Below are 15,486 nucleotides of genomic sequence, written 5' to 3' on the forward strand. Positions count from 1 at the left end.
CCCAACGGGAGGAGGTGCCCCGCAAAGGGCACCGACGACGGACGGGAGCACCCCTGCCCCGACGCAACATTGCAATTTCCGCAGAACCCGCTAGCACTTGCGCATGGGCGAAATTTTCCTGCGCACCCTTCCCTTCTTCGTGATCATCGGCCTGGGCTACTGGGCCGGGCGCTCACGGTTTTTCACCGAAGAGGCGACCGCATACCTCACCAAGTTCGTTTTCTTCTTTGCCCTCTCGGCAATGCTGTTCCGCTTTGCCGCCAACCTGCCCTTCTCAGACATCTTTGACGCACAATTGATCTCAGGCTACCTGGTCGGCACGCTTGGCGTCTACGCCATTGCAACCTTTGTGGCCTACTTGCGCGGGCTCGACATCCCCACAGCCGCGGTCGAGGCGCAATGCGCCGCCATCGGCAACGTGGGTTTCCTGGGCTTGCCGATGCTTGCCGTCTTGTTTGGGGAGGCCGCGATAGGCCCCGTGATGCTGGTTCTCTCGGTCGATCTGGTGGTGTTTTCCTCGCTGATCGTCATCCTGATCAACGGTGGCCGCGACGGAAAGCTTACGCTCACGACCTTTCGTCTGATTGGCGCCGGGCTTTTGCGCAACCCCATGATCGTCTCGATCACAGCGGGTCTGCTCTGGTCCGCGTTCCGTGTGCCGACCCCCCCACCACTCAACGACTTTCTCGTCATTCTCGGCGGGGCCGCCACACCCGGTGCGCTCTTTGCCATCGGCGCATCGCTGGCCAGCAAATCCGCCGAACGCATTCACATCGCCGGATGGCTCAGCCTGTGCAAGCTGGCTATCCACCCGGTGCTGGTGGCCCTGTCGCTCTTCTTCCTGTTCCCAACGACGCAGTTTTCAATGTCTGTGGCCATCGCCGCCGCCGCGCTGCCGGTGGCAGGCAACGTCTACATGCTCGCCGCGCACTATGGTGTCGCCCCACATCGCGCCTCGGCTGCCATACTGGTGTCCACGTCGCTCAGCATCCTCTCGGTGCCGCTCTTTATTGCCTGGTTGGGCACACCATAAGATAAGCTTGAACAAAATCCCGTATCGCCCACTGGACGCAATCGTCCCCGCCCGTTAGCGATGGGACAATCGACAATGCAAAGGACCACAGCCATGGAAACCCTTTCCGAAAACACCTGCTTTGGTGGCACCCAAGGCGTGTACCTTCACGCCTCGGACGCGTGCAAATGTGACATGACCTTTGGTCTGTTCCTGCCGGCCGAGGCCAAGGACGGTCCTGTGCCGGTGCTGTGGTATCTCTCTGGCCTGACCTGCACCCACGAAAACGCCATGACCAAAGCGGGCGCACAAGCCTGGGCCGCCGAGCATGGCATAGCACTGGTCTTCCCCGACACCTCGCCGCGCGGTGAAGGCGTGGCCGATCACGACGACTATGACCTGGGTCAGGGCGCGGGATTCTACGTCAACGCCACGCAAGAGCCCTGGGCGCCGCATTTCAACATGTGGGACTACATCGCTGAAGAGCTACCGGCGCTAATTATTGAGAACTTTCCCATCGACGCGGACCGCCAAGGGATCACCGGCCATTCCATGGGCGGCCATGGTGCACTGACATTGGCGATGAACCTGCCGGGCCGTTACCGCTCGGTTTCGGCCTTTGCGCCGATCTCGAACCCGACGGGCGCCGACTGGGGCCGCAAGCAGCTGTCTGCTTATTTGGGCGATGACGAGGCGTTGTGGGCCAAGCACGATGCTTCGCTGATGATGGCCGAGACGGGCTTTGAAGGGCCGATTCTGATCGACACCGGCACCAGCGACCAGTTCATCGACCTGCTGCGCCCCGAGGCGTTGTCGACCGCCATCGCAGCCCGCCGCCAACAGGCCACTGTACGCCTACAGCCTGGATACGATCACAGCTATTTCTTTGTCTCGACCTTCATGGAGGACCACGTGATCTTCCATGCCGAAGCACTTTACGGGGCCTGATCCGTGGCTGAGTTCGACTATGATCTGATCATCATCGGGTCCGGCCCCTCAGGTCGGGCCGCCGCGATCCAGGCCGGCAAACTGAAACGCCGAGTGCTGGTGATTGACCGCAAAGACCGATTGGGAGGTGTTTCCGTCCACACGGGCACCATCCCATCCAAAACGTTGCGTGAGACCGTCCTGAACCTGTCTGGCTGGCGCGAGCGCAGCTTTTATGGCCGGTCATATCGGGTCAAGGATGAGATTCACGCCGAAGACCTGAAGGCGCGCCTGCACATGACCCTCGATCACGAGGTCGACGTGCTGGAACATCAGTTCAACCGCAACCATGTCGACACGCTGAACGGGCGGGCCAAGTTTGTTGGTCCGAACGAGGTTGAAGTTGCCACCGAAGCGGGTGAAACCACACGCCTGACCGCAGCCAAGTTTCTGATCGCGACAGGCACCAAAACGTATCGCCCGGACTATGTGCCCTTCAACGGCAAGACTGTGGTTGATGGCGATCATTTCCTTGAGATGGAAGAAATCCCGCGCTCGTTGGTGGTGATTGGTGCCGGCGTGATCGGGGTGGAATATGCCACCATGTTTTCGGCGCTTGACGTGCGTGTGACCCTGATCGAACCGCGCGACAGTTTCCTGGACTTCATCGATCGGACATTGATCCACGAGTTCACGCATCAGATCCGAGAAAACGGTGTCGATCTGCGCCTTGGATCGCCCGTTGAAAAGATCGAAGACGCAGGAACCCATGTCGAGGTCAGCCTTGCAAACGGGCGTCACGTACGTGGTGAAATGCTGCTCTTTGCGGCCGGACGCATGGGTGCCACGGATTCGCTGAACCTCGATGCAATCGGGCTAGAAACGGATCATCGCGGCCGGATCGAGGTGAACCGCAAGACCTATCAGACCGCTGTGCCGCATATTTATGCCACCGGTGATGTGATCGGGCACCCTTCACTGGCCTCGACCTCGCTGCAACAGGGGCGTGTGGCGGCCTGTCATGCGCTGGAAACGCCGACCCTGCCGGAGAGTCCTTGGTATCCCTATGGCATCTATTCGGTGCCCGAGATGTCCACCTGCGGCATGTCCGAGGAAGAGCTGAAAGAGCGTGGCATTCCCTATGAGGTTGGCGTGGGACGGTTCCGCGAAACCTCACGCGGGCACATCATGGGGCTGGAACACGGGATGCTGAAAATGCTCCTCAGCCTCAAGACACGGCGCGTTCTGGGGGTTCAGATCGTTGGCGAAGGCGCGACCGAGTTGATTCACATCGGGCAAGCGGTGATGAACCTGAAGGGGACGGTGGACTATTTTGTCCAGAACACCTTCAACTATCCGACTTTGGCAGAAGCCTATAAGGTGGCTGGGCTTGATGCCTTCAACCGGATGCCCATTCCGGAAGAGTTCAAGGTCAAGCGCGCGCCCAAAGCCAAAGACAAGAAAGCGGAGACGTGACCGCACTCTACATCGATGCCGATGCCTGCCCGGTCAAGGCGGAGGCCGAGAAAGTCGCGAACCGGCATCGGGTCAAGATGTACGTCGTCTCGAACGGCGGGTTGCGACCATCCCCCAACCCGCTGGTCGAGACGGTCATCGTGGCCGAGGGTTCGGATGTGGCTGACATGTGGATCGCAGATCGCTGTGTCCCTGGCGACGTTGTGGTGACCGGGGACATCCCTTTGGCCGCCAAGTGCATCGAGGCAGGCGCGCGGGTGCTGCGCCACAACGGCGAGGCCTTCACCCAGGCCAACATCGGTCAACAATTGGCGATGCGAGACCTGATGGCCGACCTGCGCGCCGCCAACCCGTTGGGAGCGGGCGGCAGCGGCAAAGGGTTCACCAAAGCAGACCGCTCGCGCTTTCTGGATGCCCTAGAACGCGAGTTGAGGGCAGCCCGCAGATAATCGGTGGCGCTCCCGCCCGTCAAGGCAGCATCACAGATGCTACCCTTCACGTTGGGCCGGGCACCGCCGTTGGCGGTGCGGTCGCACCTTTTCGATATCTTGGGTTGAACATCGGCACCCGTCTTGGTTCAGTCCTCGCCAAGAATTACATTTCCATGCCCGCCATTTGCGGATGATTGAGCAGGACCCGAATACGTGGCTATAAACGCAGTGATTTTCGACATCGGCAACGTGCTGATCGAATGGCAACCCGAGCGCTATTATGATCGGATCATTGGCGAAGATCGCCGCCGCGCCATGTTTGCGCAGGTTGATCTGCACGGGATGAACGACCTTGTGGATCAGGGGCACCATTTCACCGATACCATCTATGACTGGGCCGAAAAATACCCCGAATGGCGTGATGAAATTCGCATGTGGCACGACAAGTGGATCGAGCTTGCGACACCTGAGATTCCCCAATCGGTCCGGTTGCTGCGTGCCTTGCGCAAACACGCAGTCCCGGTTTTTGCCCTGACCAACTTTGGCGTGCAGAACTTTGACTATGCGACCACCGTCTACCCTTTCCTGAACGAGTTCGACCGGCTCTATGTGTCGGGCCGGATGCGGATGGTGAAACCTCATGCGCCGATCTATCAGGCGGTCGAGGAGGACTGCGGCTTGGCACCCAATACGCTCTTGTTTGCGGACGACCGGATCGACAATATCGAGGCAGCACAGGCCCGCGGCTGGCAAACCCACCTGTTTGATGGTCCCCAAGGGTGGGCTGCGCGGTTGGTGGCCGAGGGGCTGTTGGAAGAAAGCGAGGCGGCATGAGCACCATCACCTATATCCCTTTTGCGGAAGGCGAGGCCAATCTGGATTGGATCGAACTGACCACGGCACTGGTAGAAGGGCACTGCCTGCCCAAGGCCGAGATTGACGACACCTTTCTGTACCGCGATCCCGATACGTTGCTGTCTCGGGCCGCTTGGATCGACGGGTTAGGAATGGCTGTGAAAACGGCCACCGTGTTTCCGCGTAATCCCCAAGCAGGTGAGCCGATGATCAACGGGGCTGTAACCCTGTTCGATGACCGCAATGGTACGCTTTCCGCGCTGATCGATTTTCACCTGGTGACCAAGTGGAAAACTGCCGGAGACAGCCTGCTGGGCGCGCTCCGACTGGCCAACCCCGACAGTCGCGAGATTCTGGTGGTCGGTGCGGGAACTGTGGGGCAATCCCTGTGCGAAGCATTTGGCCAGGGCTTTCCCGACGCCAAGATCCGTCTGTGGAACCGGACCCGCGCCAAGGCCGAAGAGCTGGCCAAGCAGATAGACGGCGTCGATGTGGCCGATGATCTGGCAGACGCCGTCAACCGCGCCGACATCATCGTCAGCGCGACCATGTCAACCGAGCCAGTGATCAAGGGAGAGTGGCTGCGCCCCGGCCAGCACTTGAACCTGATCGGCGCCTATCGTCCCGACATGCGCGAGGCCGATGACGAAGCCCTGCGCCGGGCGCGGATATTTGTCGACAGCTTTGACACCACGGTGGATCATATCGGCGAGATCAAGATCCCGCTGGCCGAAGGGACGATCACCCGCGACGATCTGATCGCGGATTATTATGATCTTAAGGCTTTCTCGAGCAACAATGATGAGATTACTCTGTTCAAGAACGGCGGCGGCGCTCATATGGATCTGATGACAAGCCGCTACATCCTGGAGAAATGGCCCACGCCGTGATTGTATTTCTGATTGTCCTTGCTGCTCTGATCATTGTCGTGCCCTTTGCGATCGAGGCGCGGCGCAAGGTTATGGATGCCCAAGACAGGCAAAACGCACCGGGCACGTTCGTCGAACTGTCTCAGGGCATCACCCATTATCAGTGGCATGGTCCTGTGCGCGGCCCCATTGCTGTTTGCGTCCATGGGCTGACGACACCCTCATTTGTCTGGCAGGGGCTAGCGACAGGGCTGTCTGCCATGGGATATCGGGTCCTGACCTATGACCTTTACGGCAGGAGCTATTCGGATCGCCCAGCCGGCGCTCAAACAGACGCATTTTTCGTTCAGCAACTCGAAGAGCTTTTGAACGACCAAGAGGTAACCGAGGATTTCACCCTGATTGGCTATTCCATGGGGGGCGCGATTTCGACCTGCTTTGCGGCCAAACACCCTGACTTGGTCAGGCTTTTGGTTTTGTTGGCTCCTGCGGGGATGTCTATGACCACGGGACGCCTGGCGCAGATCATTCGTCGCACGCCCTTGGTAGGGGATTGGCTGATGATGGCGTTCTTCCCGGCACGGCATCAAAAGGAAGTCGAGGCCGAGCGCGACCTGCCAACTTCAGTACTGGATATCACCGACCTGCAGTTGCGCGAGTTGGAATATCAAGGCTTCACATCTGCTGTCTTGTCCAGCCTCAGGGGCATTCTTGGACGAGAACTCAAAGACGAACACCAAGCCATCCACCGAGCGGGTGTGCCTGTGTTGGCGGTTTGGGGGCGCAATGATGCAGTGATCCCCCTGTCGGCTATGGGCAAACTGACCGAATGGAGTCGCTCGACCCGCCAAGAGGTGATTGCGGATGCGGGCCACGGCTTGACCTATACTCACACGGATGAGGTTCTGGAGATTCTTGGCGAGCGCTTGAACGAAGGGCTGAATTGAGCGGGTTGTCTGCCTGTCTTGATCACTTTCCTACTGTCTCAAATTTCCTGCGCGACCTATCGGCCTTGCGTCCTGAGCCTGGCCCAACGGGAGGAGATGTCCCGCAAGGGGCATTTACGACGGGCGGGAGCGGCCCCGATGTCTGGAAGCCCTCAACCTTTGCATTGTAGCTGGCCTTTAGGCTTGGGCCGCCACAACAGGACGGTTTTCGCGAATGGGCAAGTGGACAATCGCGCTGAACGCACCAATTGCGACGCCAATCCACCAGACCATCGTGTAGTCGCCGTAGAGGTCATACATCCGGCCACCCAGCCACACGCCCAGAAAACCACCCAACTGGTGGCTCAGGAACACAAACCCGTACAGCGTCCCCATGTAGCGCACCCCATACAGATGCGCGACCAAACCGGATGTCAGCGGCACAGTTGCCAGCCACAGGGATCCCATGGTGATCGAAAAGACGATGACCGACAGCGGTGTGATCGGCAACAGGATGAACAACGCCCCAATCAAGGTACGCGCCGTATAGATGCCCGCCAGCAAGTACTTGCGTGGGAAATGGTTCCCTGCCCACCCCGCCATCAGAGTGCCGCCGATATTTGCCAGGCCCACCAGTGAGATCGCAAGCGCACCCAGACCCGAGGTCGTTGTTATGCCCAGCCCATGCAAGATACCGCCCGGTTCAATCGGCCCGCACATCTCGGTTACGAAGGCCGGGAAATGCGCCGTTATGAAAGACAGTTGATATCCGCAACTGAAGAAGCCCAAGAAAATCAGCGTATACGATGGATCCTTGAACGCCTTGGTCAGGATCTGACTCATGCTCTCTTGCAGTTCTTGCTTGCTGACCGGCTCGGGCGACCGCATCAGCGGCAAGAGCAGAATGATCGACAAGATCACAAAGGCGAAGACAATGAAAACCTGCTGCCAGGTCAGAAAGCCCAGCATCCATTCTGCTGTCGGTGCGCCGATCACCTGCCCAATGCTGCCTGCCGCGGTCACAACCGCCAACGACATCGAGCGGTTCTCAACCGAAGACGCGCGGCCGACCACAGCCAGAATAACACCGAACCCGGTGCCCGCGATGCCAAAGCCAACGAGCCATTCATAAATCTGATGCTCCAGCGGCGTCACTGACCATGCGGACAAAACCATACCGGCGGCGTACAGGATCGCGCCCATAATGATGGCCTTGCGGTCCCCGATCTTTTCGGCAATCGCCCCAAAGATTGGCTGTCCGATGCCCCAGGCCAGGTTCTGAATTGCAATGGCAAGCGAGAAATCCGTTCTCAGCCAGCCGAATTCTTCGGCAATCGGGATTTGGAACACGCCAAAGGATCCGCGGATAGCAAAGCTGACGATGATGATGACACAGCTGACGAGCAGCACGGGGGTAAACAGACTGGGCGCGCGGGTCATCTGGATCTCCGATTGACTTGAAAGGGCAAGTTAGCCGGATCGCCTGCTCAGTCAATTCAGGAGATTTGAGCACACAGTTAACCAAATTTGATGTGTTCGCGGCGGCGGGCTTCTTTCAAAGATCAGGCTGGCGCGCTATGGGTGCAAAATGACTGATGTTTCTTCGCTCTATGCTGCGCGTGTCTCCGACGGGACCTTGAACGCGGACCCTGCACAAGAGGCCGTCTTGCCCGAGTTCGAGCGTATCCGCACCGCTGTCATGACACCGGTCAAACGCGGGCTCTTTCGCAAGGCACCACCCCCGCCCAAGGGGCTGTACCTGTGGGGCGGAGTCGGGCGCGGCAAGTCGATGCTGATGGATATGTTCGTCGAAACGCTGGGGGATGTTCCCTCGCGCCGTGTGCATTTCCACGCCTTCATGCAGGAAATCCACGCTGGTATGCACGAAGCACGCCAAAACGGGATCGAAGACGCGCTGAAACCGGTTGTGGAAGAAGTCGTTAATTCGGTGCGCGTGCTTGCCTTTGACGAGATGCAGATCACCGATATTACCGACGCCATGATCGTTGGTCGCCTTTTTGAGGCTTTGTTCGAGGCAGGCGTCGTTGTCATCACCACATCGAACCGTGTGCCCGATGACCTCTACAAGAACGGGCTGAACCGCCAGCTGTTCCTGCCCTTCATCCAGTTGATCAAGGAAAAGGTGGTGGTTTGGGAGATGGTAAGCCCAACCGACTATCGCCAGAACCGATTGGAGGGGTCACAGGTTTACTTCTCCCCCATCGGCCCCGAAGCGCGGGCAGAGATGAACGCGATCTGGACCGATCTGACAGGCGGTGCGGCGGAGCCACTAATCCTGCGGGTAAAGGGGCGCGACGTGACGCTGCCTGCGTTTCGAAACGGCGTGGCGCGGGCGTCGTTTTATGACTTGTGTGGCAAGATGCTGGGGCCCGGGGATTACCTGGCCGTGGCAGGGGCGGTGAAGGTATTGATGCTTGATGACATCCCGGCCCTGTCGCGCAACAATTTCAATGAGGCCAAACGGTTCGTGACCCTGATCGACGCGCTGTATGAGGCGCGTGTGCGGTTGATCTGCTCTGCCGCCGCCCAGCCCGAGATGCTTTATCTGGAAGGCGAAGGCACGTTCGAGTTTGAACGTACAGCTTCGCGCCTGCGGGAAATGCAGGACAAGGATTGGGGGCCGTAGGGGGCTCTGCCCCCGTCATATTTACAACAAGAAGAAGGGGCTGGTCCCGAGTGGGATCAGCCGTTTTCGCGCAGAATGTTACCGGCCAGGTAAAGCGAGCCGCAGATCAGAACGCGGGCTTGCGGTTCTTGGGCCGTAATTGCTTTGAGGGCGTCCAACACCGTGTCGGCGGTGCTGGCTTGCAGGTCGACGGACGTGGCCGCAGCAGCGGTATCATCGGCTGATAGTGTGTTCATCTCACCCGGGATCGAAACGGCGGTCAGAGTGTTGGCCTGTGCCGCCAAGGGGCGCAGATAACCGGTCACATCTTTGGTGTTGAGCATACCGCAAATCAGATGCGTCGGGCGGTTTGGCAGGGTTTGCAGCAGCTCTCCGATCGCCTCGCCAGCAGCCGCATTGTGCCCGCCGTCCAGCCACAGTTCGGCCTCGGGCGCGGCGTCAACCAGCGGGCCAGTTTTCAGGCGCTGCATGCGGGCGGGCCATTCGGCCCGGGTCACAGCAGCTTCATAAGCAGCGTCGCTCAGGTTCAAGTGGCGCAGGGCGGCCAGGGCAGCGCCTGCGTTCTGGATTTGGTGTGCGCCCAAAAGGTTGGGCAACGGCAGATCGCGCAGACCAGTTTCGTCCTGATAGATCAGCCGATCGTTCTCGCGCTGCACGTGCCAATGCTGGCCATAGGCAATCAGCGGCGCGCCCAAGCGGGCAGCGGTGTCTTCGATCACCTCCATCGCCTCGTCAGGCTGCGGGCCGACGATGACGGGAACGCCACGTTTGATGATCCCCGCCTTTTCCGCGGCGATCTTGGCCAGGGTGTTGCCCAGGAACTGTTCATGGTCGATCGAGACCGGCGTGATCAGGGTCAGAGCCGGTTTGTCAATCACGTTGGTGGCATCGAGGCGTCCACCCAGGCCGACCTCTAGCAAGGTGTAATCGGCTTGGGTACGGGCAAAAGCCAGCAGAGCCGCAACTGTGGTGATCTCGAAATAGGTGATGTCGATGCCGTCGTTGGCAACATAGCATTCATCCAGCACCTGCGTCAGGTGCTCTTCGGAAATCAGCTCTCCGGACAAGCGGATACGCTCGTGAAAGCGCGCCAGATGCGGCGATGTATAGGCGTGCGCGGTCAGACCGGCCCCTTCAAGACCTGCGCGAATCATGGCCTGGGTCGACCCCTTGCCATTGGTGCCCGCGATATGGATCACGGGGGGCAGTTTCGTCTGCGGATTGTCCAGCGCCTCAAGCAGACGCCAGACGCGGTCCAAGGTCAGGTCTATGATCTTGGGGTGCAGCGCCATCATCCGGTCCAGGATGACGTCCGAGGTAGGGGCGGTCATTCCTTGGCTGCCTCTTCCGTCGGCGCGTCTGGAGCCGCTTCTTCGGCCTCGGGTTCAGGCGCGGGCAGGTCGCCTTTGACGGCGGGGGGCTGGTTCATCAGCATGCGGGTGATGGTGATCAGCTCTTCGCGCATCTCGGTTCGCTTGGTCACGCGGTCGAGCATTCCGTGGTCCAGCAAGTATTCAGCGCGCTGGAACCCTTCGGGCAATTTCTCGCGAATGGTCTGCTCGATCACACGCGGACCGGCAAAGCAGATCAGCGCGTTGGGTTCCGAGATATGGACGTCGCCCAGCATCGCGTAAGACGCGGTCACGCCGCCGGTGGTGGGGTGGGTCAGCACGACGATATAAGGCAGCCCCGCCTCTTTGAGCATCTGCACGGCGACGGTTGTGCGCGGCATCTGCATCAGGCTCAGGATGCCCTCTTGCATGCGGGCTCCACCAGCGGCGGAAAACAGGATCAGCGGGCGCTTGAGCTCAACGGCTTTTTCGGCAGCAGCAATGATCGCGTTGCCCACATACATGCCCATAGAACCGCCCATGAACGAAAAGTCTTGCGCAGCGGCCACGATGGGAGTGCGGCCAATCTCGCCGGTGGCGACCAGCATCGCCTCTTTTTCTCCGGTGGATTTCTGTGCCGACTTCATCCGGTCGGGATATTTCTTTTGATCGCGAAAATGCAAAGGATCGATTGTTGGTTCCGGCACGTCGATCTCGGTGAAGATGCCGCCATCGAACAACCCCTTAAAGCGCGCGCGCGGGGTGATGCCCATATGGTGGCCGCATTCGGTGCAGACGTTCAGGTTGTCTGCCAGTTCCCGGTGGAACAGCATCGATCCGCATTCATCGCATTTGTGCCAAAGGTTTTCGGGCACTTCGCGGCGCGAAAAGATAGAGTTGATCCGGGGCCGGACGTAGTTGGTGATCCAGTTCATGTCGGAACCTTCTGATGCTGCACTGTGCCCAGATAAGACGCCGCGTCAGGAAATGCAATCAGCGGCGCAATGCAAGACGCGCGGCAAGCCACGCCACAAGCATCATGGCAAAATCCGCGATGAGCCAGGATCGCAGTTGATCAGTGTCCGACATCTCGTACGGGACCAAGAACAGCGAGAGGCCGTTCAAACTGTCTGGCAGCGAAATAAACAGCAGCGCGATCATGTTGTTGAACAAATGCAGCGCAATGGCAGGACCCAAAGTGCCGGCCCGCGCCGTCAGATCCGCCATCAGAATGCCGAAAACACCTGACCACAGGGCGATCAGAACCGCATTGTCCCCGGCCTGCCCCGGCAGGTAATGCCCAAGCGCAAACAGCGCCGATGGCAAAACCATCCAGATCAGTGGACTGCGGAACCGTGCGGCCAGTGCCTGCTGGATGTAGCCACGAAACAGGATTTCCTCGGCGCTGACCTGCACCAGAACAGCCAACAGCGAGAACGGCAGCAGAATTAACCACGTGAACAGGGGCAAATTGCTCTCAAGCGGAGCACCCATGTCATACGGCGGCAGGATCAACACCACGATCCATAGGATCACCAGGATGCGCAGAACGCGCCAAAACTGTACCAGAGTCTGTTGAAAAGGACCGATGATACTGCTGAGGCTGCGATGCTGGAGCTGTCGGGCCGCCAGCGCCACGGCCAGGATCACGATCCCGAAACTGCCCAACAGCAGATACATCGCCGCGGGGGAATCACCGGTCAGAACGCTTTGCGCCCAAGCCTCGGACCCGGCACCTGCGATAACGCCAATCAACAGCGTGTTCAGGGCAAAGACAAACAGGCCAATTGAGAGCAGGCCCACCACCAACTTCCACAACTGCGCATGCGCGCGGCCTGGGCGAACCAGCTGTTCATGCGGGGCGTATGCGCGCTCAAGCATTGGGTTGCCTGTTGATCAGGTCCGCCGGAACCGGCGAACCGTCGGGGTTGGTGAAATCCGCCAGGTTGATGTTCTGCGACCGCATGAACGCTGCAGCCTCGACCAGGTGATCTGCCACGGTCTCCAGAAGGCTTACCGCAACCGTGGCATCACTTTCAATCACGGCGCGGAATTCTTCGGCACCGATCCGCAGAAAGTTACTGTCTTCCTTCGCGATCAGGTCAAAGGGACGCGGCTCGCGGGTGATGATCGACAGATCACCGATCAGACGGCCCGGCTCGACGACCGAAATGACCCGGTCCTCATAATCTTCACCTTCGGGCCAGCGTAGTTCGGCTTTGCCTGACAAACACAGATAGGCCGCATCAGGGGCTTGCCCTTCGGAAAAGATGACCTGCCCCGCAGCCACATCATACCATTGTGCAGAGAACGCCAGCAGACGCTGGTTCCGGGCGTCCAGTTTGGCGAACAATTCGGTCGAGGCGATGATGTTCAACTTGCGGCTCAGATCCGCAGCACCACCATGATCCAGCTCACCCAAGGATCGCGATACACCGTCAATTCGCCCATCCTTGATTTCAATGAACAGATCATAGGCTTCGGGGTGGGCAAAATTGTCTTCCATGAAGATCATGATGGACTTGGGCAGTAGCTCACGCAGTTTTTGACGGGTGCGCAGGCGGCTTTGACTATCGTGGCTGGCCAACGCCTGATCCAGCACCAGAATATCGGGCCGCTTGATTCCGGCGCGAGAAAAAGCAGCGCGCTCCTGGAATACAGTCGGCAGGTTGGTGCCACCAAGACCCGCGGGCAGATCATAAATGACCGTGGCGATCCGGCGCCGCAGGCCAGCTTCGACCAAAACTTCGGCCACCAGATCCTCGATCTCGTCCACCTTGGCCCCGGCCATCAGTGAAACCCGCCCAAAGAGCGCGTTTTCCACCACTGTCAAACGGGGGACGTAAGCATCTTCGGACACCGGAACGAAATCCCCACCGACCAGATCTCGCAGTGCCGACGCCCTACTTTGACGGATGGCCAAAATGCGATCCTTGTATTCCTGCGGAAAACTGGGCCCGATCTGTTCCGCTGTCAGCAGGAACGGCACCGTGACAACCAATGCCTGATCCTCGGCACTCAGCACTTCCTTGCCTTTTGCTTCGATCCGGTCGGCAATTTCCAGCAGCTTAAGATAGGTTTCCTCATCCAATCCCAGGCGTAGGAATAGTGGGTGAGTCATACCGTCCCGGCCAAAAGTCTGGCGCAACATCTCGATAACCCCAAGCGAGATGGCCTGAGCGTCGTCTGCCAACCCCTGATCACGCAACATCGCAATGAACCGGCCGTCTTTGGCCAGCTTTTCTTGTGTGATTTCGCGGGCAGGCGCGGCGTAGAGAAGGTTACCCCCCAACGGCACCGCCGGATTGAACTTGTCCGGCGAAAACCGAAACACCACATCATCCAGTCCGCGTTCCTTGAGCCGTTCAGCCACTTTGCCCCGGATCGCCACGATTTCATGCGCCAAGGCCGAATGCAAACTAGGATCAAACCGCGAACGCAGGGTGCGACGGAACATGAACTCGTCAATGCCCATGGCCTCGACCAGCTTGAACCACCAATCGCGGATCTGATCGCCATCGGTCAGCCCGGCGAGGCCCGGATCAAGCCAATCCTCGTCCAGGGAATCCGCGCTGTTGCCCGCGCGAACCGCCTCGATCTGTTTTCGTGTGGGTCGGCGCAACACGTCGGCGTCATACTGCGGGCGTGTGCGCAAGGGCATCAACAGGTTGTCCCCGAGCGTTCCATCAAACAGATAGGGACGTGAGTGGGCATATCCGATACGAGCAGCAATCACGGCCTGATGCAGTTCTTCAATGTTGTGACCAGACAACAGAACTTCGCCACGCACGGGAAGAATCTCGCGCGTCAGCAACTGCGCCATCGCGGTGCGTTCACTGGCTTTGGTCGACTGGATCGCCACGCGCGCGCCGGGGGGGATGGTCAGGCTCAGGTCCTCAAGAACCGTGTTGCCGTCATTGTCCAGCACGGTGACATTCTTCAACTCGATATCACCCGTTAGGCGCGGGATGTCCTTGGGTTCGCCCTCGAACAGCTCGTCCGGGATCATGTTGCGCGGCGCAAAACGTTCGGTCACGATTTCCCACCTGAGCGACATGTCCTGCACCTGGTTGTAGTAGGTCAGCAGCTCTTTCCACGGGCTCGACAGGTCCTTGTAAGCACCAAGGGCGGCGACGAGCGCGCCGACGGTGATCTCTCCCTTGATCGCAAGATAACCACCCACCGAATAGAACAGGAACGGTGTCATCTGGGTGATCAGGTTGTTGAGGAACTTCATGAAGAATTTCTTCTGATAGATCCTGAACCGGATATCAAAAAGCCGCCCCAGCCGGTCGGTGAACTGCGCCAAGCGATAACGCCAGCCGCCATTGGCCCGCAGGTCCGAGATACCCGCCGCACTCTCGCCGATTTCCGAACTCAACTTGCGCACCTCTTGGATGCGGGATTTGTTCAGCAGGTTGATCTGCCGCTGCAGCATCGGGATCAACCAGGCCTGCAACGGGATCAGCGCAACCGAGGCCAGCCCGAACCAGACGCTTTGCATGAACAGAAATGTGACGATGGTCAGCATCTGCCCCAGCTGGAACACGGGCTGCGCTATGGCGTCGCCCATCAGCCCGCCCATCGGCTCGGCCTCTGACGTGATCATCGACACCAGCTCACCCTGGCTGGTGGTGGCAAAATAGGGTTTGGGGAACCGCATCATCCGGCTGATCAGCTTGAACCGCAGCCGCCGCAGCATGCGTTCGGACAACACGCCCTTCATGGTGTTGATCCGCATCTTCATGAAGCCGCTGGCGATTACCGTGGCCAGAAAGGCGAAACACAACACCAGCAGATACTGGATCTGGGTCACGTCATAGCCCCAGACAGTCACGATATCAGTGGTCGAGCCTATGGCGTCGTTGATGATCCGCTTTGGCAGTTCCAACGAGATGTAGAGGAAGGGAAACGAAACGATTGTCAAAAGCAGCAGAACAAATTGCTGTTTTTTCGAATATTTCCAAATAAATGAAAACAACGTGGGTTCCATGACCCGGCCCTCGTCTCAG

13 protein-coding genes are annotated in these 15,486 nt (G+C 59.1%); 8 read left to right on the forward strand and 5 right to left on the reverse strand.

Annotated features, from left to right (window positions below; all coding sequences use genetic code 11):
• Positions 1 to 103 precede the first annotated feature (103 nt).
• The 7 genes from TRM7615_RS01320 (at position 104) to TRM7615_RS01350 (ending at position 6,517) form a co-directional block, all read left to right on the forward strand.
• Complete coding sequence (locus TRM7615_RS01320; RefSeq protein WP_108785109.1) at positions 104 to 1,033, forward strand: AEC family transporter; 930 nt, start codon at positions 104 to 106, stop codon at positions 1,031 to 1,033.
• A gap of 93 nt (positions 1,034 to 1,126) precedes the next feature.
• A complete protein-coding gene (fghA, locus tag TRM7615_RS01325; protein ID WP_108785110.1) occupies positions 1,127 to 1,960 on the forward strand; it encodes an S-formylglutathione hydrolase in 834 nt (277 codons plus the stop codon).
• A 3-nt stretch (positions 1,961 to 1,963) separates the two neighbouring features.
• Positions 1,964 to 3,415 carry a Si-specific NAD(P)(+) transhydrogenase gene (sthA, locus tag TRM7615_RS01330; protein WP_108785111.1) on the forward strand — a complete coding sequence of 484 codons (1,452 nt, stop codon included), beginning with the start codon at positions 1,964 to 1,966 and terminating at the stop codon, positions 3,413 to 3,415.
• A complete protein-coding gene (locus TRM7615_RS01335; protein ID WP_108785112.1) occupies positions 3,412 to 3,864 on the forward strand; it encodes a YaiI/YqxD family protein in 453 nt (150 codons plus the stop codon). The genes sthA and TRM7615_RS01335 overlap by 4 nt, the downstream gene beginning before the upstream one ends.
• Before the next feature lie 195 nt (positions 3,865 to 4,059).
• The gene (locus TRM7615_RS01340) at positions 4,060 to 4,680 is read left to right on the forward strand and encodes an HAD family hydrolase (protein WP_108785113.1); all 621 of its coding nucleotides are present in this window, start codon (positions 4,060 to 4,062) and stop codon (positions 4,678 to 4,680) included.
• A complete protein-coding gene (locus TRM7615_RS01345; protein WP_108785114.1) occupies positions 4,677 to 5,591 on the forward strand; it encodes an ornithine cyclodeaminase family protein in 915 nt (304 codons plus the stop codon). Before TRM7615_RS01340 ends, TRM7615_RS01345 begins: the two co-directional genes overlap by 4 nt.
• On the forward strand, positions 5,576 to 6,517 hold the full coding sequence (locus tag TRM7615_RS01350; protein ID WP_181893193.1) for an alpha/beta hydrolase: 942 nt from the start codon (positions 5,576 to 5,578) through the stop codon (positions 6,515 to 6,517). The genes TRM7615_RS01345 and TRM7615_RS01350 overlap by 16 nt, the downstream gene beginning before the upstream one ends.
• 177 nt (positions 6,518 to 6,694) lie before the next feature.
• On the opposite strand, the gene TRM7615_RS01355 is transcribed toward TRM7615_RS01350, so the two are convergent.
• Positions 6,695 to 7,936, reverse strand: coding sequence for an MFS transporter (locus TRM7615_RS01355; protein ID WP_108785115.1), 1,242 nt, complete (start codon positions 7,934 to 7,936; stop codon positions 6,695 to 6,697).
• 148 nt (positions 7,937 to 8,084) lie between these two features.
• Between TRM7615_RS01355 and zapE the strand changes: the two genes are divergently transcribed.
• Positions 8,085 to 9,143: a cell division protein ZapE gene (gene zapE / locus TRM7615_RS01360; RefSeq protein ID WP_108785116.1), complete on the forward strand. Its 1,059-nt coding sequence runs from the start codon at positions 8,085 to 8,087 to the stop codon at positions 9,141 to 9,143.
• A gap of 56 nt (positions 9,144 to 9,199) precedes the next feature.
• Here zapE and TRM7615_RS01365 read toward each other — a convergent pair whose 3' ends face one another.
• From TRM7615_RS01365 to TRM7615_RS01380, 4 genes are read right to left on the reverse strand one after another with little or no spacing between them, the layout of a single operon-like run.
• Complete coding sequence (locus TRM7615_RS01365) at positions 9,200 to 10,474, reverse strand: bifunctional folylpolyglutamate synthase/dihydrofolate synthase (RefSeq protein WP_108785117.1); 1,275 nt, start codon at positions 10,472 to 10,474, stop codon at positions 9,200 to 9,202.
• On the reverse strand, positions 10,471 to 11,409 hold the full coding sequence (accD, locus tag TRM7615_RS01370) for an acetyl-CoA carboxylase, carboxyltransferase subunit beta (protein WP_108785118.1): 939 nt from the start codon (positions 11,407 to 11,409) through the stop codon (positions 10,471 to 10,473). The genes TRM7615_RS01365 and accD overlap by 4 nt, the downstream gene beginning before the upstream one ends.
• A 58-nt stretch (positions 11,410 to 11,467) precedes the next feature.
• Positions 11,468 to 12,355 carry a CPBP family intramembrane glutamic endopeptidase gene (locus tag TRM7615_RS01375; RefSeq protein WP_108785119.1) on the reverse strand — a complete coding sequence of 296 codons (888 nt, stop codon included), beginning with the start codon at positions 12,353 to 12,355 and terminating at the stop codon, positions 11,468 to 11,470.
• On the reverse strand, positions 12,348 to 15,467 hold the full coding sequence (locus tag TRM7615_RS01380) for an ABC transporter transmembrane domain-containing protein (RefSeq protein WP_108785120.1): 3,120 nt from the start codon (positions 15,465 to 15,467) through the stop codon (positions 12,348 to 12,350). The genes TRM7615_RS01375 and TRM7615_RS01380 overlap by 8 nt, the downstream gene beginning before the upstream one ends.
• Positions 15,468 to 15,486 lie beyond the last annotated feature (19 nt).

The organism is Falsiruegeria mediterranea M17 (assembly GCF_900302455.1).
GTDB lineage: Bacteria > Pseudomonadota > Alphaproteobacteria > Rhodobacterales > Rhodobacteraceae > Falsiruegeria > Falsiruegeria mediterranea.

Coding starts and splice junctions, on each gene's coding strand:
- TRM7615_RS01320 (WP_108785109.1), top strand. CDS start 104: ATGGGCGAAATTTTCCTGCGCACCCTTCCCTTCTTCGTGATCATCGGC.
- fghA (WP_108785110.1), top strand. CDS start 1,127: ATGGAAACCCTTTCCGAAAACACCTGCTTTGGTGGCACCCAAGGCGTG.
- TRM7615_RS01345 (WP_108785114.1), top strand. CDS start 4,677: ATGAGCACCATCACCTATATCCCTTTTGCGGAAGGCGAGGCCAATCTG.
- TRM7615_RS01350 (WP_181893193.1), top strand. CDS start 5,576: ATGGCCCACGCCGTGATTGTATTTCTGATTGTCCTTGCTGCTCTGATC.
- TRM7615_RS01355 (WP_108785115.1), bottom strand. CDS start 7,936: ATGACCCGCGCGCCCAGTCTGTTTACCCCCGTGCTGCTCGTCAGCTGT.
- zapE (WP_108785116.1), top strand. CDS start 8,085: ATGACTGATGTTTCTTCGCTCTATGCTGCGCGTGTCTCCGACGGGACC.
- TRM7615_RS01365 (WP_108785117.1), bottom strand. CDS start 10,474: ATGACCGCCCCTACCTCGGACGTCATCCTGGACCGGATGATGGCGCTG.
- accD (WP_108785118.1), bottom strand. CDS start 11,409: ATGAACTGGATCACCAACTACGTCCGGCCCCGGATCAACTCTATCTTT.
- TRM7615_RS01375 (WP_108785119.1), bottom strand. CDS start 12,355: ATGCTTGAGCGCGCATACGCCCCGCATGAACAGCTGGTTCGCCCAGGC.
- TRM7615_RS01380 (WP_108785120.1), bottom strand. CDS start 15,467: ATGGAACCCACGTTGTTTTCATTTATTTGGAAATATTCGAAAAAACAG.